The organism is Ellagibacter isourolithinifaciens, from assembly GCF_008831035.1.
In the GTDB taxonomy this organism is placed as follows: domain Bacteria; phylum Actinomycetota; class Coriobacteriia; order Coriobacteriales; family Eggerthellaceae; genus Ellagibacter; species Ellagibacter isourolithinifaciens.
Map to the genome: position 1 here is coordinate 16,362 of NZ_WAJR01000024.1, position 18,366 is coordinate 34,727.

14 protein-coding genes are annotated in these 18,366 nt (G+C 60.9%); 8 read left to right on the forward strand and 6 right to left on the reverse strand.

Annotation, left to right across the window (positions count from 1 at the left end):
• Positions 1-424 precede the first annotated feature (424 nt).
• On the forward strand, positions 425-1,018 hold the full coding sequence (locus F8C90_RS08510) for a hypothetical protein (RefSeq protein WP_158050092.1): 594 nt from the start codon (positions 425-427) through the stop codon (positions 1,016-1,018).
• 117 nt (positions 1,019-1,135) lie between these two features.
• Positions 1,136-2,563 (forward strand): M18 family aminopeptidase, encoded by a 1,428-nt coding sequence (locus tag F8C90_RS08515; protein ID WP_246155868.1) that lies wholly within the window; start codon positions 1,136-1,138, stop codon positions 2,561-2,563.
• A 204-nt stretch (positions 2,564-2,767) separates the two neighbouring features.
• On the opposite strand, the gene F8C90_RS08520 is transcribed toward F8C90_RS08515, so the two are convergent.
• From F8C90_RS08520 to F8C90_RS08535, 4 genes are all read right to left on the reverse strand, one after another.
• Positions 2,768-4,954, reverse strand: a complete 2,187-nt coding sequence (locus F8C90_RS08520; protein ID WP_158050093.1) for a YhgE/Pip domain-containing protein — start codon at positions 4,952-4,954, stop codon at positions 2,768-2,770.
• Positions 4,955-7,891 (reverse strand): YhgE/Pip domain-containing protein, encoded by a 2,937-nt coding sequence (locus tag F8C90_RS08525; protein WP_246155869.1) that lies wholly within the window; start codon positions 7,889-7,891, stop codon positions 4,955-4,957.
• Between the two features lie 437 nt (positions 7,892-8,328).
• Positions 8,329-9,390: a hypothetical protein gene (locus F8C90_RS08530; RefSeq protein WP_158050095.1), complete on the reverse strand. Its 1,062-nt coding sequence runs from the start codon at positions 9,388-9,390 to the stop codon at positions 8,329-8,331.
• Positions 9,391-9,547: 157 nt separating this feature from the next.
• Positions 9,548-9,991: an RrF2 family transcriptional regulator gene (locus F8C90_RS08535; protein WP_158050096.1), complete on the reverse strand. Its 444-nt coding sequence runs from the start codon at positions 9,989-9,991 to the stop codon at positions 9,548-9,550.
• 181 nt (positions 9,992-10,172) lie between these two features.
• Here F8C90_RS08535 and sufC point away from each other — a divergent pair, with 181 nt between their 5' ends.
• The 6 genes from sufC to F8C90_RS08565 all read left to right on the forward strand — a co-directional run bounded on the left by sufC (position 10,173) and on the right by F8C90_RS08565 (position 16,626).
• Complete coding sequence (gene sufC / locus F8C90_RS08540) at positions 10,173-10,952, forward strand: Fe-S cluster assembly ATPase SufC (RefSeq protein ID WP_158050097.1); 780 nt, start codon at positions 10,173-10,175, stop codon at positions 10,950-10,952.
• Between the two features lie 12 nt (positions 10,953-10,964).
• A complete protein-coding gene (sufB, locus tag F8C90_RS08545; protein WP_158050098.1) occupies positions 10,965-12,377 on the forward strand; it encodes a Fe-S cluster assembly protein SufB in 1,413 nt (470 codons plus the stop codon).
• Entirely contained in the window at positions 12,377-13,657 is a 1,281-nt protein-coding gene (locus tag F8C90_RS08550; RefSeq protein WP_158050099.1) for a SufB/SufD family protein, read from the forward strand. The genes sufB and F8C90_RS08550 overlap by 1 nt, the downstream gene beginning before the upstream one ends.
• A gap of 1 nt (position 13,658) precedes the next feature.
• Entirely contained in the window at positions 13,659-15,014 is a 1,356-nt protein-coding gene (locus tag F8C90_RS08555; RefSeq protein ID WP_158050100.1) for an aminotransferase class V-fold PLP-dependent enzyme, read from the forward strand.
• Positions 15,007-15,426 (forward strand): Fe-S cluster assembly sulfur transfer protein SufU, encoded by a 420-nt coding sequence (gene sufU / locus F8C90_RS08560; RefSeq protein ID WP_158050101.1) that lies wholly within the window; start codon positions 15,007-15,009, stop codon positions 15,424-15,426. The genes F8C90_RS08555 and sufU overlap by 8 nt, the downstream gene beginning before the upstream one ends.
• A 207-nt stretch (positions 15,427-15,633) precedes the next feature.
• The gene (locus F8C90_RS08565) at positions 15,634-16,626 is read left to right on the forward strand and encodes a bile acid:sodium symporter family protein (RefSeq protein ID WP_158050102.1); all 993 of its coding nucleotides are present in this window, start codon (positions 15,634-15,636) and stop codon (positions 16,624-16,626) included.
• 129 nt (positions 16,627-16,755) lie between these two features.
• Here F8C90_RS08565 and F8C90_RS08570 read toward each other — a convergent pair whose 3' ends face one another.
• Positions 16,756-17,394 (reverse strand): hypothetical protein, encoded by a 639-nt coding sequence (locus F8C90_RS08570; RefSeq protein ID WP_158050103.1) that lies wholly within the window; start codon positions 17,392-17,394, stop codon positions 16,756-16,758.
• Positions 17,395-17,407: 13 nt separating this feature from the next.
• Complete coding sequence (locus F8C90_RS08575; RefSeq protein ID WP_158050104.1) at positions 17,408-17,923, reverse strand: hypothetical protein; 516 nt, start codon at positions 17,921-17,923, stop codon at positions 17,408-17,410.
• Between the last annotated feature and the right edge of the window lie 443 nt (positions 17,924-18,366).

Here is an 18,366-nt window from a genome sequence, read left to right on the forward strand (position 1 = left end):
GGTGTCAATCGCTGCGGGTGAGCCGAGCTCCCGAACGCCGCGCATGCCTCGCGAGCGACACACGCCGCAAGCGCAATCGGCGCGACCCGCGCCCAACGCCTTACATGCACGAGCACCCAGCCCAAGCCGTTCGTTCCCACACAACGCGCCAGACGACCCCAGCTCAACCGGCCAGCGGCGTCCGACGCTCCCTAGTTTTGTTTACCGACAGGAGGTTTTCGAACTGTCCATATATGTGGCAAGTAGTATAGCGCATGCACATGAAGAGTCGAACCGCGGGCTGGCGATTTCACACAAGCATACGACCTGGGCAAAGGTCGACTTCCACAATGCGTGGCGACACTCGGCAACGGATTCGTTTCAAATGAACGATTTCGCCCTCCGTGCCGCTACCCTTAGCGCGAAGCCAAGTGAAGGAGCCGAGATGCCTGAAAACGCAGCAACAGACGCAACGCCTGCAGAAAGCCAGGTTGTGATTCCCGAAGTCCTTCCTATGGAAGGCGAGGCAACGTTCGCAAAGAAAGCGAAAGGCATAGCGCAAGTCGCGGCAGGAAGTGCACTTACGGCAGCGGGAATTCCCATGCTCGTGCTCCCTGGGCCGGGTGTTGCGGCAATCGTCGGCGGAGCAGCACTTGTGAGCAAGGGAAATAGAAACTACACAGGCCGCACGGCAACCCCTTTGGAAGAGCGCCTCGACGAGGCGGCCTCCAAGGCGGCAGACCTCGCCGCAAACACCGCAAAACGAACAGCGGGCAAAGCGGGCGAGAAGGCGAAGGACGCCGCCCTCAAAACGGGAGCTATAGCCCGGGAAGCGGCCGAGATGGCAGCGACGAGCGCTCCCGAGGTCGCAAAAGGCTTCGCGCGAGGAGCTACCGCAGCCGCCCATGTCGCGAGCGGTGCCGCAAAAAGCGTTGCTCGCGAAGCAAAGCCCCTGTTCACAAGCGTGAAGAGGGCTACAGAGGCGGCCATCTCATCAGCAAAGCGCGCCGAGCAAGGCGCCACAAAGAGAAGCAGGTGACCTGGGCGCCCGCGAAATCTTGCCGGCGGCAATGCCGACGCGTCGAATCCAGAGGCTAAAGTCTAGTCGGGTCGGGTCGTGCTAGACTGGGGCAGACGATTCGAAGGGACGGTCGAAATGACGCAAGAGAGCCAAAACGGCACCAAGGCGGCGCCGCAGGATGCCCACTCAGGCATCGCCGAGCCGATGCCGCAGGATGTCCGCGCAGGCGGCATAAAACCAACGCCGCAGGACGCCCGCACAGCACAAGAGCTCCTCGACTTCATCGAGGAATGCCCAAGCATGTTCCACACTGCTTCAACAATCGGAAAACGCCTGACCGCAGCGGGGTTCACCTATCTTCCCGAGGCCCAGCCGTGGAGCATCGAGCAAGGCGGCGCATACTACACGACGCGCAACAGCTCGAGCGTCATCGCCTTCAAGGTGGGAACCTCGCTCGAGGACTACCACTTCCAGATCACCGCATCGCATGGTGACTCGCCCACCTTCAAAATCAAGTCAAACGCCGAGCTCACAGGGCCGGGCGAATCGCGGCGACTCAATGTGGAGGTGTACGGCGGCGCCGTCGATTACACGTGGTTCGATAGGCCCCTTGGGATTGCGGGCCGCGTAATGGTGAAAAACGGCAATCGCGTGGAAAGCCGCCTGTACGAATCTGCCGAGCCGCTTGCGCTCATCCCCAGCATGCCGCCGCATATCCAGCGCGACATCAACCAGCAGTTCTCGCCGAATCGCCAGGTCGACCTCTGCCCGCTCTTCTCCGCAGGTGCGCTTGGCAAATCCACCTTCGACGCGATAATCGCCGACGAGCTGGGAATCTCCGAGAGCGACATCGTCGCGCGCGACCTGTTCCTCGTCAACCGCCAGCAGCCGTGCATCTGGGGCGCTGCGGGCGAGTTCGCCTCCTCCCCGAAATTCGACGACCTGGCCTGCGCATACACCGCGCTCGAAGCGTTCCTCGCCGCCGAAAACGATCGTAGCATCTCGGTCTTCGCATGCTTCGACAACGAGGAGGTCGGCTCGAACACCAAGCAGGGTGCCATGTCGACGCTTCTCGCCGACACGCTTTCGCGCCTGAACGCGGCACTGGGCCGCTCCTGTGAGGATCTGCGTTGCGCCATCGCGAAATCGATGCTCGTGAGCTGCGACAACGCACACGCCGTAAACCCCAACCACCCCGAGCGCTTCGATGAGGGCAACCGCGTGTTCCTGAACCGAGGCATCGTGGTAAAAGAAGCGTCCAACCAGAAATACTGCACCGACGCCTTCAGCCGCGCCGCTTTCTGCGCGATCTGCGACAACGCGGAAATCCCCTACCAGGCCTTCGCGAACAGGAGCGACTCACCAGGCGGCTCCACGTTGGGGAATTTGTCGAACACCCAGGTGAGCATGCACGGCGTCGATGTCGGGCTGCCGCAACTCGCCATGCACTCGAGCTTCGAGACTATCGGCGTGCGCGATGTGACGCTCGCGACCCGCGCACTTCAGGCGTTCTACGCCGCTGACCTGCGCATTGACGGCGCGGACAGCATAGAACTCGGCTAGCGAGGGCGACAGCCCGACTGGCTGCGGACGAGCTGAACAGGTTCGCCCAGTTGCGGGTGTTCCTCAGGAGAGGTCAGCTCGGCCCGCACCGATATCAGGGGGTCAAGACCCGATAGGCTGCAGTCGAGGAAGAGCTCGCTCGACTGCAGCCCACAGCGAGCTTCGGACAGTCACAACAGCCCCCGAGTCCCGCAGCCCAAACGCTTACGCAATCATCTTCGACTCTTCGACCTTCTCCACGAACCAGCTCATGAAGCCCTCGAGGGGCTTGCGCAGCACAAGACCCAGAAGAAGCGACGGCAACACGAACAGGAGCAGCATGCCCATCTCGGTAAAGAAATCGCCGTTGTAGATGCCCATCATGGCCGCGCGCATGGCGTTGATGGTATGCGTCGCCGGCATGAACGGGCTTGCGATTTGGAAGAACTCGGGCAACACCTGCAGCGGATACGCACCGCCGCCCGCCGTCACCTGCAAGATGAGAAACAGGACGGCAATTGCCTTGCCCAGGTTCGCGAACGCAAGCACCAACGTGTAGATGAACAAGGAATACACCAAACCCGACACCCAGAAGCACAGCATGAACAACAGCGGATGGCTCACCTGCACTCCCAAGAACAGCATGTTGCCAAGGCCCACGCAGGTGGTCTGCAAAAGCGACAGCACCGCCACCACGCAGTAGCGCCCAAAGTAGAGCTCGCGCGGCTTGGGGTTGTCAAGCTCGGCAAGCCCTCGCTTCGAAACCGCCGGCTTGATCGCCACCATCATAAGCAGCGAGCCGATCCACAGCGCAAGCGTCGTATAGAGCGGCGCCATCTGCGAGCCGAAGTTGTCGGCCGGGAACACCGCATGGCGATCGAGCGCCACAGGTGTCGTCACGGCAGAGGCAAGCACCGCGGGGTTCGAACCGATGACCTCGCGCAGCTTCTCGACGTTGCCGCTTGCGAGAGCCGAACGCAGGTTGCCGCTCAGCGTCGTGAGCTCACCCGCCGTCGAGGTGAGCTCGTTTTGCGCATCGGCGAGCTTCGCCTTCGCACCGGAGAGCTTGGACGCGACGGAATCCGCGTCGCCGCTTATCTCGCCGCCCGCGGCATCAAGCTTCGCGGCGCTGCTCTGAAGCGTGGAAACCATGCTCGACACCGACGCGGAAAGCTCGTCCAAACCCGGCTTGACGTTGTCGTTGTATTCCGTTTTCACATCGTTGAGGCTGGCCGCGGCCTTGTCCGCAAGCTCCTGGATCTCAGCTCGTTGCGCCACGGCATCGTCGTAGCCCGACTGGATGTTGTCAGCCGCCTGATACAGCGAGTCCGAAAGCTGTTGGAGGAGCGACACCGACTGCTCCAGCTGGGAGATCATGCTCTCGACTAAGGGGGCGTACTGCCCATCGATGCTCCCCTGGATTCCCTCAAGCGCGCTGATGATCGAGTTCAAGTCCCCGATCTCGGTCTCAACGACTGCCGCCTGGTTGCGCAGATGCTGCGAAGTGTCACCCGTCAGATCGCCCGCGCTGTCGTACACATCGCTGATCTGGGCGCTAATGCCCTTGTAGCTCTCGGCGGATGCGGAAATGGCCTGCGAAAGGGAATCGGCCGACGTCGAGAGCGCGCTCGCGATGTCGGAGACGCCCGCACCGCCGCCCTTCGCGATGTCGCCGACCTTCGCCGCCTCGTCGCGTGTCTGCCCGAGCAGCGTGCCCGACTGGGAGATAAGCGACTGCGACGAGTCGATGAGCTGGGAATACATCCCCAACACCGACGCCGCACCCGTCATCTGCCCCGCCATGCCGTCCACATGGTCGGCAAGCGTTCCCACCGCGCCAGAGAGATCGGCGTCTTGGGAATACTTCGAAAGCGACGAGACGATGGAGAGCGCCACATCGGAAAGCGTTTCCAAAAAGACCTGGTTCACCTGGTTCGACACCTGATCAGCACCTTGGTCGGTGACCTTCGGCGCGATGGCGTTCTTCTTCTCATTGGTGTAGTAGATGATGTTCGCGTGCTCGACCTCGTCGGAATAGAACGTCATCATGTCGCGGCTGAAGCTTTGGGGAATCACCACGGCGGCGTAGTAACGCCCGGACTGCGCGCCGTCGATCGCGTCTTCTTCGGTCGTGAATGTCCAGTTGAGCTGGTCGTTCGCACGAAGCGCGCTCACCACCTTGTCGCCGACGTTGATCTCGAGCGGAACGAGGTCGCTCTCGTAGCCCTCGTCGGTGTTCGCCACGGCGACGGTGAGGTTGCCGGTGTTGCCGAACGCGTCCCAGCACGCGATGACGTTGTACCACGTGAAGATCGAGGGCAAGAACACGAGCCCTATCACGATAATCACCGAGATCGAGTTGTTGAACAGGTGCTTCATGTCGGTCTTGAAGATGCGCCAGATATTCCTCATCTATCGCACCTCCCCATTCTCATCCGACTTCGATCCAGACGCGGAAGGAGGCGTGGAGCTTCCTGCGACAGCCTTGCCACCCGGCGCGGAATCGCCCGCGGCACCCGCGGCATCAGCAGCACCCGCGGTACCCACGTTCGTCGCGTTCACAACGCCGGCGGCACCCTTCAGACTCTCCGCTTTCGCGCCCGCCGACTTCCCAACGCCCGCACCTTCCCCATGATCCGTCCTGCCATGAGCATGCCTGCCGACGACCTCCTTGCTCCCGCGCGAGAGCAGCTCGGCCATAAGCGCATCGAGCTTGGCGCTGTCCTTCTCGTCGAGCGCGCTCGTCCGCGAATAAGCAGTCGCAGAGCTCCGCGTCGAAGCCCCGCCGGCGGACGCACCCACCATGGTAGGCTGCATGAACACCTTGCGCGCCGCGAACAGCGTGCGGACCTCGTCGTCGGTCATGGCGTTTAACGACGCCTGACGCTCGATATTGTCACGGATAAACTCGACCACCACCAGGAACGTGAGCACGAGCACGAGCCACACGAGCCACAGCGTCAAGACGACGACCTTCTCCATCGCCGTCACTGCGAACACGACGGCGATGACCGCCGGCACCGCGATGCCGACGATGAGCGCGCCGCGCTTCAGGCGCGGATACCAGCAGATGAATCGCGCGGCATGGTCGGCGATATGGTGGCGGAAATCCTCGCGGTCGGAAAGCACGCGCACGAGCTGGGCGACGCGGAAACGGCGCTCGGGCAGGTGCACCTCTTCGCCGTTGATGATATCGGAGCGCTCGATCTCGCGCGAGAACATACGGATAAGGTTCGAGAAGTACGGTCTCAAAGCCAGCCCGATTGCCAGGAAGATCGCGAAGAAGATTCCCAGGTGCGCGATAAGCGACACCCACTCGAGGCCGTAGAACCCGGCAATCGTCTCGCGCAGGGCGTTGATGCCGTAGGTGAACGGGAAGAAGGGGTAGATGAACTGGAAGAACGGCGACGTCATCTCGATGGGGTACAAACCCGTCGCGCCCGGGATCTGCACGAAGATCAAGATGACGCAGATGCCCTTGCCGATATGCTGCAAGGTGGTCGACAGGGTAAGCTGGATAGCCAGGTATGTGAGCGACGCGAGCACCGCCGTCAGGAGGAACAGCGCCACCGACTCGCATTGCACGCCGATGGCGAGGCACCCGACGCAGCACACGATCGCCTGCAGCGACACCATCCCCCCGAAGAACAGGTAGCGCGCGATGTAGCGCTGCGCAGCCGTGAGGTTCTCGATGCCCTCGTCGTCCACCTCGATGCGCATAATCACCATGAGCATGAACACACCGATCCACAGCGACATGTTGATGAACAGCGGCGCCATGCCCGAACCGTACGCGTTCAGGGGGAAGAGGTACTCGGTCTTCACCTCGGTCGGCGATTGCATGAAGCTCGCCACCTTCTCGGCGTCGATCGTCGTGCCGTCGCCGAAGAAATCGGTGATTGCCGTTGAAGTCTTCAGCGCCACGAGGTCGGTCTTCACCGTGTCGATGCTCGTCTGCCGGTCGGCGAGCACGCCATCGGTCTGGTCGAGCGCGCTTCTCGCCGTCGCGAGCGTCTCTGAAAGCTGGCCCGTGAGCGAAATCGCCTGGTCGACAAGCACGCGTTGCGCCGATGCCGCCGCAGCCAGGTTCCCCACCGCGACGTTCAAGTTCCCCACGCCCGCGTTGATGGCGGGGAACGTGTCGGAAGAGAGCGTCCCGCGATAGGAGTCCGCGTTCGAGATGGTGGTTTGCACGGCGGTGTTCACCGAGTCGGACGCCGAAGAGACCGACTCCGCCACGCGGCCCATGTCGGCGCTCATGTCGGAGAGCTCGGAGAGCGACTGCGAGGCATTCGTGTTCGACTGCTTCAGCCGTTCGATCGTCTTCTCGAGGCTTGCTTTGTTGGGGTCGTTGTCGTCCATCTGGGCAACGAGCGCCTCCATCTGGGCCACAACCGCCCGGCTTGCCGACACCATGGCGTTGCCCTGGGCGATCGCGCCATCGACGCGCCCCTGCGCCTCGGTCACAGAACCCGCAGCGCCACCGATGGCCGTGTTCACCTTGGCGGCCGACTGGGAAAGGAAAATCGACCCCGAGTCCATCGCGCCCATAAGGCCCGACGTCAGTTTCGAGACGTCCGTTTGCGTGGTGCCCATGAGCGACTGGACGATGAGCATCTGGCCGCTCAGATCGCCGAGCACCTCGTCCGCATCGGAGAGCAGCGAGGCAGCGTCGGCCACCTTCGTTTGCGACTGGTCGGCCGCGTCGCGAAGCCCCTGGACGGAATCGCGGGCACCGGAGATGGACTGTTGCGCCTTGTCGACCCCGGCGAGAGCGTTCGTGTGCGCGTCGTCGATCTTGCCCTGCGCGACGCCAACTTCCTCGCCGAGCGCGTCGGTGACCGTTTTCGCGACGGTAGCGACGAACGTGGAGTTGATCGTGGTGTCGAGCGTGTTCGCGCCCGTGTCGGTGATCTTCGGCGACACGGGGTTCATCTTCTCGTTCACGTAGTATTCAAGCTGAGGCTGCTGGAAGTCGCCGGAGAGCAGCGTGAGCAGGTCGGCTGAGAAGTCGCGGGGCAGCACGAACGCCGCATAGGCATGCCCCGACTTCACCGCCTCCATGGCGGTGTTGTAATCGACGAAATCCCACCCGAGCTGGTCGTTGTCGTGCAATTGCTCGACAACCATGTCGCCAAGGTTAATCGCACCCGTAAGATCACTCGACGACCCCGCGTCCTCGTTTACCACGCAAACACGCAGATTGCCGGTGTTACCGTAGGGGTTCCAGAAGCCGACGACATTGAACCACGTATAAAGGGAAGGCAGAACGATGAGCGCGAGCACGACGACAATCGACGCCGGCGCTTTCAGGATGCGAAGGAAATCGCGTTTGAGAACGCGCAGCACATTTTTCAAGCCCGCCCCTCCTTCTATAGTTGAGATTGCGTTTGATTGGCGGCGTTATGACGCAGCTCTCCCGAGGGAAAGCACGTTTTCTGCATTGTATAGGGGAATCAGCCCTGCGCAAGCGTGCAGATAATCAATTCCACAAGTGTGGCATAACTTTCAAAGGACACGGACGAGTACCTTGCAAGGTTGTCCTCCCCCTCTCCCACCATAGCCACAAGCGACCTGGAGACGTCGCTGCCTCGGGGTGCGTGCACAAATACGCGCGAAGTGCGTACCCTTGAAAGCATCCCCCTCATTAAACCAAGAGATTTAACTCTGACAAACTGGGCTTATTCGCATAGTTGGAAACGGCAAGCTAACTTACGCGCTAGCAAGGTACGCACTTCGCGCATATTTATGCATAGGAACGCCCAGATGAAGTAAAAGCGCACAATTTAGCGCCCGAGAGTTGTCCAATCGATAAAGATGTTGCGCCTCAGGTCGATCTCGCAACGAATCTCTTTGGAGCTTTTGCTTCGATATGCGACTCCGACTTGCCTTGCAACCATCCTGCGCACCGTATCAAAGTTTGCCCGATCGGATATCTGCCGATAAGTAAGCGGCATGACAGTAAAGCCCATTTGTTGAAGCGCGGTCGTCCTGTCGGAATCCGAAATCGCCGAATCATGGTCGTCGTGGACCATTTTTCCCTGGCATTCGACGATAAGCGGGCTTGCGCCGTTGGGAACGTCGAACAGCAGGTCGGCGTAGCACGTCGATTTCCCATAGATGCGCCTTGCGCTTGTCGAAAGCGGAATTCGCTCGTTGTTAACGAAGCCCGAAAAGCCCTCGCCGCCCTTGCATCTTTGCGTCGAGAAGAGCATCGAAGCTTGAACCTCAAACGGCGAAGCGGTAACCCCGGTCACGCGTTTCGCGGCGCGCGCGAAACGCCGCCCCCCGCGTTTGCTTTTCATGGCGTCGGCGAACTGTCCCAATTCGCCCAGTTCAATAAGGGGTTCGCGTCTCCAAAGGTCGGTCTTTCTCCCCGAAGAGCTTTTGACTCGCCGCCACCCGAATGACCGGGGAAGCAGCTCGGAAGAGTCGATGCTGTCGAGAAGCGCTTCAACAACTGGGCTCGGCCGAAATATCGAAAACGTGCCGCAGAATTCGTACATCGCCATAACAAGGTGGTTTTCGTCAACATGCGAGGCAAGATTAAATAGTGAATAGAGAGGACTTGCCGTTGAAATACCGAGGTCAGTTTGCTGTATGCACCCAAATGGCAACTCGTTTGTAACGAGGTGTGATACCGTACTCACATTGTTCAGTCGGCGTTTGCGATCAGTCGCTAAAAGATGGACGGGGGTACCGAGTATCTCATGGGTGAGTATATGGTTCCTGAAGCCTGCACGATTGTTATCGGTCGCCCTGTCGGGGTAAGGAGGGCACAGCATTAGAACCTGCGGAGGGGTTCGATGAAAGCGAAACGCCGATATGTCGCACAAAATGTCTTCCATGCGCGAACTTTACCAGGTTTGGGGAAAGCGCGCATCACAAGACTTGCGGCGCAGGGCGATGCCATCCCCCTGCGAGGCGTCGGGAATAAGCATACCGCCGCACCGTCTCTCAGCCCACACGGCACCCACGCTGGCCGGCCGAGCCGCAAACTGCCAGCTAGCAGCCCTCGATGGCCATGCCGGGCTCGGGCGCGTACTCCAAGAAGTCGGCGAGCGTGGCCGAGTCGACGTATTCCTCGATTACCTGGTCAAGCCCCGCCCAGAAGCGCACCGTCGTGCACTCTCCCTTGCGAGGGCAACCGACCACGTCGTCCTCGAGCGCGTTGCACGCCACGGGCACCGTGGAGCCCTCGGCCGCGCGCAGCACGTCGCCTGCGCGGATTTCGGACGCCTCGCGGGCAAGCGCGTAGCCGCCGCCTTTGCCCCTTACGCTGCGCACGAGCCCCGCGGCCATGAGCGGACGAACCACCTGCTCGAGGTATTTCAGCGAGATGTCTTCCTCTTCGGCCACTTTGCGCAGGGGAACCTTCCCGTCGGGGCCTTGCTGGGCAATGCGGATCATGAGGCGCATCGCGTAGCGCCCCTTCGTGGTTACCAGCATCGTTTATCCTCACTTCCCCCTCGTGATACGGTTCGCCCTCGGAAAACCCAGGTGCGGCCGACTCGATTTCGCATACTTATTCTAGCGCGAAAGGAATCTATTACTTGACATTTTAGCGCGTCGCGGTATTTTATTCCTAGAAAATTCATAGGATTATGCACAGACGAGAGGGGCATATTTCATGGAAACCAATGCAACGAGCCCGCTGCTGAAACTGCAGGGGCTATCGGCCTCAGTAGGCGACAAACCCATTCTCCACGACATCGACCTTGCGATCGGTGCGCACGAGACGCACGTCATGATGGGCCCGAACGGCGCCGGCAAATCGACGCTCGGCCATGTAATCATGGGCGACCCTGAGTATAGCGTAACTTCGGGCACCGTGACCTTCGACGGGCAAGATATTACGGATCTTTCCCCCGATAAGCGCTCGCGCGCGGGCCTTTTCTTGAGCTTCCAGGCGCCGGTCGAGATCCCCGGCGTACCGCTGTCGAGCTTCCTGCGCGCCACCGTCGAGGGCCGCGAGGGCTTCAACATGAAGGGCAAGGAATTCCGCAAGCACGTGCGCGAGCTGGCGAAAAGCCTCGACTTCGACCCGGCGTATCTCGACCGCGAGCTGGGCGTGGGCTTTTCCGGCGGCGAGAAGAAGAAGCTCGAGATGCTGCAGCTTTTGCTTCTCAAGCCGAAGCTGGCCATCCTGGACGAGACCGACTCCGGCCTCGACGTCGACGCGCTCGGCGTCGTGTCCCGCGGCATCCAGGAATATCGCAAGACCTGCGACGGCACGCTCATCATCATCACGCACAACACCCGCATCTTGGAGCACGTCGACGTCGATCGCGTGCACGTCATGGTGAAGGGGCATCTGGTGCACGAGGACGACGCCGCGCTCATCGCCGACATCGATGCGCACGGCTTCGAGCGCTTCGAGCAGGCCGCAACCCCCAAAGCCGACGCGTAAGGGGGCCCAACCATGGCAAAGCAACGCACCGAGGTCGCGGACATCGACCGCAGCCTCTACGACTTCTCATACGGCGAGGAGGCGGCCGAGAAGCTCGACGCCGGCCTCACTCCCGAAATCGTGCGCGAGATCTCCGCGAAAAAGGACGAGCCCTCTTGGATGCTCGAGCACCGCTTGAAGTCGCTCGAGATCTACCACGAGAGCAGAACCCCTGATTGGGGCCCCTCCATCGCCGGGCTGGACATGGACCACATCGTGACCTACGTCAAACCCAACACCGACCAGAAAAGCGATTGGGACTCCCTGCCCGACGACGTGAAGAACACCTTCGACCGCCTGGGCATCCCCGAGGCCGAGCGCAGCTACCTGGCTGGCGTCGGCGCGCAGTACGACTCCGAGCTCGTGTATCACAACATGCAGGACACCGCGTCGCGCATGGGCATCGTATACTCGGGCATCGAGGAGGCGCTGCACGACCCGAAGTGGGAGGAGCTCATCCACGACAAATTCATGACGCTCATCCCCCCGACCGACCATAAGTTCGCGGCGCTCCACGGCGCGGTATGGTCGGGCGGCAGCTTCGTGTACGTCCCGAAAGATACCAAGCTCGACTTCCCGCTGCAAAGCTACTTCCGCCTGAACGCGAAGGGCGCAGGGCAATTCGAGCACACGCTCATCATCGTGGAAGACGGCGCTGACCTGCACTTCATCGAAGGATGTTCGGCACCTAAATACAACGTGGCGAACCTGCACGCGGGCGCGGTCGAGCTGTTCGTGGGCAAGAACGCCAAGCTGCGCTATTCGACCATCGAGAACTGGTCGAAGAACATGTACAACCTGAACACCAAGCGCGCGGTGTGCGACGAGGGCGGCCAGATCGAGTGGGTTTCCGGCTCCTTCGGCAGCCACGTGGGCTATCTGTACCCGATGTCGATTCTGAAGGGGCGCAAGTCGCGCTGCACCTTCACCGGCATCACCTTCGCAGGTACCGGCCAAAACCTCGACACCGGCTGCAAGGTCGTCCTGGCGGCGCCTGAGACGACGGCGGCCATCGAGACGAAGTCGATCTCGAAGGGCGGCGGCGTGTCGACGTTCCGCAGCTCGGTCGTGGCAACTCCCGCCGCGGAGAACTCGGTCGCGAGCGTGTCGTGCCAGTCGCTTATGTTGGACGACCACAGCCGCTCCGACACCATCCCCGCGATGGACATCCGCTGCAAGCACGTCGACGTGGGCCACGAGGCGACCATCGGCCGCATCGGCGACGACAAGGTGTTCTACCTGATGAGCCGCGGCATTCCCGAGGAAGAGGCACGCACGATGATCGTGAACGGCTTCGCCGACCCGGTCTCGAAGGAGCTGCCCCTCGAATACGCCGTGGAAATGAACAACCTCATCAAGCTTGAAATGGAAGGGGCGATTGGATAATGGGCGCCCTCACTTTGAATCACGTGAACGCGATGCCCGCAGCGACGTGGCATCAGCTGCATATGAACGAGACGACCGTCAACGTGCCCGAGGGGCTCGAAGCCGCGCGCTCCGTCGTAGTCGAGGCCGACGAGGCGATCCTTGGCCCGCAGGACGCCTTCGACGCGGCAGTAGCAGCCGCCCAGGCCGAGCTCGACGCCGCGAACGCGAAGACCGCGCCCGATGCGCGCGCCATCCTGCAGGCGGTCCGCCCTGACGTAGACCCTCACGACCTGGACATCCCCGCGCTCTCCGTGTTCGAGAAGCGCGCCGTGGAAGAGGAGATGGCGCAAAGCATCGCCGGCACCTTCGAGTGCGCCCTAGGCGACGAAGCCGCAGCCTATCTGGAAGAGGTCGGCGGGGCTCGCGAGGGTCGCACCGTGCTCGCCACCAAGGCGGGCGCCACGGAACACGCCACCATCCGCGTCAACGGCATCGACGGCAAGGCGAACGTGGCCTGCGTCGATATCGTGGCGGCGGAGAACTCCACCATCACGCTCAACGTCGCGTTTGACTCCTCCGACGCCGGTGCGGGCGTCATCGGTCTGTACGCCCGCGTGTTCGCCGGCAAGAACGCACGGGTGAACGTGGCGACCATCCACACGCTCGGGCAGAGTTGGCTCGCCCTCGACGGCGAGGGGTACATCGCCTGCGAGGATGCGCGCATCCAGGTCGACCACCGCGTGCTCGGCGCTGGGCAGTCCTACACCGGCCTTGCGTGCGACCTGCGCGGAGACCGTTCAGACGCCACCATCCGCACGCGCTACCTGGGACACGGCGACGAGCGCCGCGACTTCAACTACATCGTGCGCCATCGCGGCAAGAAGACCACCTGCAACCTCGATGCCAACGGCGTTTTAGCCGACAGATCCCGCAAGGTGCTGCGCGGCACGATCGATCTGGTGCACGGCTGCAAGGGCGCGGAAGGCACCGAGCGCGAGACGGTGCTCCTTGCCGACGAGAAGGTGGTCAACAAGACCATCCCCACCATCCTGTGCGACGAGGACGACGTAGCGGGCAACCACGGGGCCACCATCGGCCACGTTCGTCCCGAGCAGATGAACTACCTGATGACACGCGGCATTTCCCAGGAAGCTGCCGAGCGGCTGTTCGCGAACGCAACCCTTGAGGAAGCGGCCATCAACGCGCCGGACGCCCAGGTGCGCGCCTCGGTTGCGCGCCTTGCCGCAGAACTGAACGTGCCCTTCGAACTCGTGGGCACAGACGAAGAGGCGATGTAACATGAGCCAAACCGATTCCCTTATCGCACGCGCCGCCGAGCAGGCCGCAAGCGACACCACCGCGTGCGCGATCGCCGACGCCGCGCACGCTGCCGCAACCTCTGCCACAGCGAGCGACATCGTATGCGCCGCCAACATCGCGGAGAACCCCTACAAGCGCGACTTCCCGCTTCTGGCGAATCATCCCGACCTGGCGTTTCTCGACAGTGCCGCCACCGCGCAGCGCCCCAAGACCGTGCTCGATGCGCAGCGCCGGTTCTACGAGGAGATGAACGCGAACGCACTTCGCGGCCTATACCGCCTGTCGGTCGAGGCCACCGAGGCCATCGAGGTGGCGCGCCATCGCGTCGCCAAGTTCATCGGCGCGCCCGACTGGCACGACATCGTGCTCACGCGCAACGCATCCGAGTCGCTCAACATCGTTGCGAAGGCCTTCGCCCCCACCGTGCTTGAGCCGGGCGATGAAGTGTGCATCACCATCATGGAGCACCATTCCAACCTCATCCCCTGGCAGCAGGCGTGCCGCGATGCAGGCGCGAAGCTCGTCTACCTCTATCCCGACGAGGACGGCATCATCCAGCCGGAAGAGATGGACAAGAAAATCGGGCCGAAGACGAAGATTCTCTCCGTCGTGCATGTCTCCAATGTGCTTGGCGTGGAAAATCCCGTCGTTGAGCTGGGACGTCGCGTCCACGAGCAGGGTGGTTACTTCGTCGTCGACGGCGCGCAATCCACGCCGCACATTCCCGTGAACGTGGAAGAGATCGGCGCCGACTTCTTCGCGCTTTCCGCGCACAAGATCTTCGGACCCTTCGGTATGGGCGTGCTGTGGGGCAAAGACGAACTGCTGCGCGCCATGCCGCCTTTCCTGACCGGCGGCGAGATGATCGATTCCGTCACCGAGCAGGACGCCACCTGGGCGCCTGTCCCCGAGAAGTTCGAGGCCGGCACGCAGGACGCGGCGGGAATCTACGCCACGGCCGCGGCGATCGCGTACGTGGAGTCGGTCGGACTCGATGTGATCGGCGCCCGCGAAAAGGCGCTCGTGAAATATTGTATGGAAGAGATGGCGCAGCTGCCCTACATCGACATCATCGGCAGCCCGCGCCCCGAAGACCACCATGGGGTCATCAGCTTCAACGTGCGCGGAATTCACCCGCACGACGTGGCGAGCATCCTCGATATGGATCAGGTGGCCATCCGCGCAGGCCATCACTGCGCGCAGCCCCTGCTCACCTGGCTCGGCGTGGAAAACCTGGCATGCTGCCGCGCGAGCCTGGCCTTCTACAACGACAAGGGCGACGTGGACAAGCTGATCGCCGGCCTGAAGAACGTTTGGAGTACTTTCAATGGGTAATATCTACACCGCGGCGCTCATGGAGCACAATGCGCACCCGGATTACAAATACGACCTGGAAAACGCCACCGACGAGCACGAGGGCGTGAACCCCAGCTGCGGCGATGAGCTGGTCTTGAAGCTGCGCGTGGAAAACGGCGTAATCGAGGAGGCCGCGTTCACGGGCCACGGATGCGCTGTCTCGCAGGCATCCGCCGACATGATGGCCGACCTCGTAACGGGCGAGACCGTCGAGGAGGCGCGTCGTTTGTGCGGGCTGTTCCTGAAGATGGTGAAGGGCGAAAAGCTTACCGAGGACGAGCGAGAAGATCTCGACGAGGCGGCCGAGCTCGAGAGCATCTCCCGCATGCCCGCCCGCGTGAAGTGCGCCGAGCTCGGTTGGCGCACGCTATCCGAGATGATCGGGGACTAGCAACGGTATCCCCGTCACAGCCCTGCTGGGGAGCTCCAAGCTGCCAGCAGGGCTTTTTCGCGAAATCCTATTGAATTAATAGGGTAGTTTTTTCAAATTCATAGTTAACAAATAGGTAACAAACCGCTACACTACCGCCTTGTCCTAGTTTCGAGCCGCATCCCAACCAGGTGTGGCTTGTTTTTTTTACGCAGGAAAGGTTTGGAAATGAAAGTACTTGAGAAAATCAGCGACTTTGCCGGCAAATGGATGGCCATTATTGCACTACTGGTCGCCATTATCGCGCTGGTTGTCCCCGAACCGGTTCATGCGATCCTACCCACAAGCTGGGTGAACCCGCTCCTCGGCATCGTTATGTTTGGCATGGGCATGACGCTCAAGCTCTCCGACTTTAAAGTGGTGTTCACCAAGCCGAAGGCTGTGATCACCGGTATCCTGTCACAATTCATCATCATGCCGCTCATCGCGTGGGTGCTCTGCCTGGTCTTCCAGCTGCCCACCGAGCTCGCCGTGGGCGTCATGCTCGTCGGCTGCTGCCCAGGCGGTACGTCCTCCAACGTCATGACGTACCTGTCCAAGGGCGACGTCGCGCTTTCCGTCGGTATGACCGCGTGCACGACTATCATGGCACCTGTCGTCACTCCGGCACTCGTGCTTCTGCTCGCCGGCCAGGCGGTCGATGTGTCCTACGTGAGCATGCTCATGTCCATCGTGCAGGTCGTGCTCGTGCCGATCGCCTTGGGCTTCATCATCAACGCTGTGGCTTCTAAGGTCGCGCAGACCTGCTCGAAGGTGCTTCCGCTTGTGTCCGTTATCGCGATTTCCCTCATCATCATGGCAGTCGTGTCCGCAAACGCCGCGAAGCTCATGACGGTCGGCTGGCTGATCATCGTGGTCGTCATGCTGCACAACGTGTGCGGTTATGCGCTCGGCTACGGGGTCGGCCGCGCCCTTGGTCTGTCGAAGGCGCAGATGCGCACCTTGTCCATCGAGGTGGGCATGCAGAACTCCGGCCTTGCCACCTCGCTTGCAACCATGCACTTCGCGTCTATGCCGCTTGCCGCCGTGCCTGGCGCCGTGTTCAGCGTGTGGCATAACATCTCCGGCGCGATTTACGCGAACATCCTCGCTCGCACCGCAAGCGACGCCAAGGAAGAAGCATCTTCCCCGAAGAAGGCCGCTTCCGGCACAAAGGCGTAAGGGGAGCCACCTCATATGAGGGTGATTCCAGAAAGCGTCGCCCAACGACTCAGTCACAAACGCCGGCAACCCAACAGTTGCCGGCGTTTTTTATTTGCGAACACCCGTGGGGCCTACCCGTAGGAGCCCTCATTGTATGTCGTCGGATTTGCTTTCATCCGGAAGAAGGATCGCACCACCATCCCAAGCAAGCGGCAGACCAACATCGGCGACTGCATAAAGGAGATCGACCAGCTCGACCGGAGTGACGTTGCCCCCCTCGCAAGCAAAGAAACGACTTCCCGAATAAACCGTCATCGTCCATAAATATCCGTCGCTCACAGCATATTCAGGCGCAAAAAGATCGACCCACCTATCGGCATGGGTGGCAAACACCGAGGAGACCACTATGGCCGCCTCACTTCCCCTGACAGTTTTCTTCTCATTTGTATCAAGCCCCCAGCTTTGCACGATAACCTCGACATCGTTGCCTATTCGCCTGATTACAATTGTCGGGGAGCGAAATAAATCCATGTAACAGCGAGACGAGACAACCAAAGTATCGAAGTCATCGAACAATGCCCTCCTGCCTTCTCGACCAACTTCGATAAGCTCTTCGAGGCCGGTAACCATAAAGGTATACGGAAACCGCCGGCCTCCATCGATTTGCCCCTCATGCTGCCAGCCGTCCAGCTCGACCTCGCAATGGTTGTCGCCTGGCCGCCAGTCGACAATGGTGCCATACATGCCAGTTTCTATCACTCGCACGCGTCCATATTCCTCAAGCATGATTGACCTCTCGCTAATCCCAACATCCGAAAAACTCTAAGCTTCCGTTCGACGCCCCGCAATGAGGGCATTTGAGTTTGGCTGCCCCTCCGTTTTTCACGGCATGACTTTGATGCGTATGCATGCCTTCGCCGCACTTTGGACAAGAGGGCGTGAACTCTCGAGCAAGGCGGTATTCGTCGCTTTCGAGCTCGTGCTCAAAGACATAGGGAATCTCGCCCCACTCCGCCACCGTCTTGGCACCGAACCGCTTCTTCCTAGCCGCCGCGACGTCCGTCGGCTCGTAGACGGATGCGTTTTGGTAAACGTCCCAGTATCCGCACCTCGGGCATTCGTACACTTTGCTCTCGGGGCATACCACCGGCAACTCGCACTCCTCGTACGCGCCCTTCAGCTCGGGACCATACTCGCCGCTCGCAATTGCAGCTTTAAGTTTTTCACTGGCATTTGGAAGCATCATTCCAGATTCGAGATGCAGTTCTTTGGAAAAGCCGCAGTCATTGCACTTGTACATCATCATCGTTCCCATAGCTTCGCCCTCCTCGTCTTTGCGATGGAGGTATTGTCCCACGCCGAAAGACCATCCGCTGCACCATGAAACGGACACCGCTTAATCACGCTGGTCGACGCGGAAGAGACTTTAGCGAAGACATTCCCCGCAACGGGAAACGCACCGCGCAGTCGATTACGAATTTGCGCACAAATACGGAGTTGGTCGGTGCGTCGACAGTGCCCCCACCACTACCCCGACAAGTTTCTCCTTCCCTTTTGGACAAAAAGCGCCGTCTCGCGTGCGTTGCGAGCTAGCATGATCTGCCATTTATTTTTTTGGGATTGCATGATATGTGCGAGTTAAGTTTTTGAGGAAAAACAGCCGAGAAATCTGCTAGCGAAGGAAAAGGGCCCTTCGGTATGCTTGCGGGTGTCTAAGCCAAAGCAAGCGGGAGAAAGGCCCTTCGCGATGAATCTTAC

Coding starts and splice junctions, on each gene's coding strand:
- F8C90_RS08510 (WP_158050092.1), top strand. CDS start 425: ATGCCTGAAAACGCAGCAACAGACGCAACGCCTGCAGAAAGCCAGGTT.
- F8C90_RS08515 (WP_246155868.1), top strand. CDS start 1,136: ATGACGCAAGAGAGCCAAAACGGCACCAAGGCGGCGCCGCAGGATGCC.
- F8C90_RS08520 (WP_158050093.1), bottom strand. CDS start 4,954: ATGAGGAATATCTGGCGCATCTTCAAGACCGACATGAAGCACCTGTTC.
- F8C90_RS08530 (WP_158050095.1), bottom strand. CDS start 9,390: ATGGAAGACATTTTGTGCGACATATCGGCGTTTCGCTTTCATCGAACC.
- F8C90_RS08535 (WP_158050096.1), bottom strand. CDS start 9,991: ATGCTGGTAACCACGAAGGGGCGCTACGCGATGCGCCTCATGATCCGC.
- sufC (WP_158050097.1), top strand. CDS start 10,173: ATGGAAACCAATGCAACGAGCCCGCTGCTGAAACTGCAGGGGCTATCG.
- sufB (WP_158050098.1), top strand. CDS start 10,965: ATGGCAAAGCAACGCACCGAGGTCGCGGACATCGACCGCAGCCTCTAC.
- F8C90_RS08550 (WP_158050099.1), top strand. CDS start 12,377: ATGGGCGCCCTCACTTTGAATCACGTGAACGCGATGCCCGCAGCGACG.
- F8C90_RS08555 (WP_158050100.1), top strand. CDS start 13,659: ATGAGCCAAACCGATTCCCTTATCGCACGCGCCGCCGAGCAGGCCGCA.
- sufU (WP_158050101.1), top strand. CDS start 15,007: ATGGGTAATATCTACACCGCGGCGCTCATGGAGCACAATGCGCACCCG.
- F8C90_RS08565 (WP_158050102.1), top strand. CDS start 15,634: ATGAAAGTACTTGAGAAAATCAGCGACTTTGCCGGCAAATGGATGGCC.
- F8C90_RS08570 (WP_158050103.1), bottom strand. CDS start 17,394: ATGCTTGAGGAATATGGACGCGTGCGAGTGATAGAAACTGGCATGTAT.
- F8C90_RS08575 (WP_158050104.1), bottom strand. CDS start 17,923: ATGGGAACGATGATGATGTACAAGTGCAATGACTGCGGCTTTTCCAAA.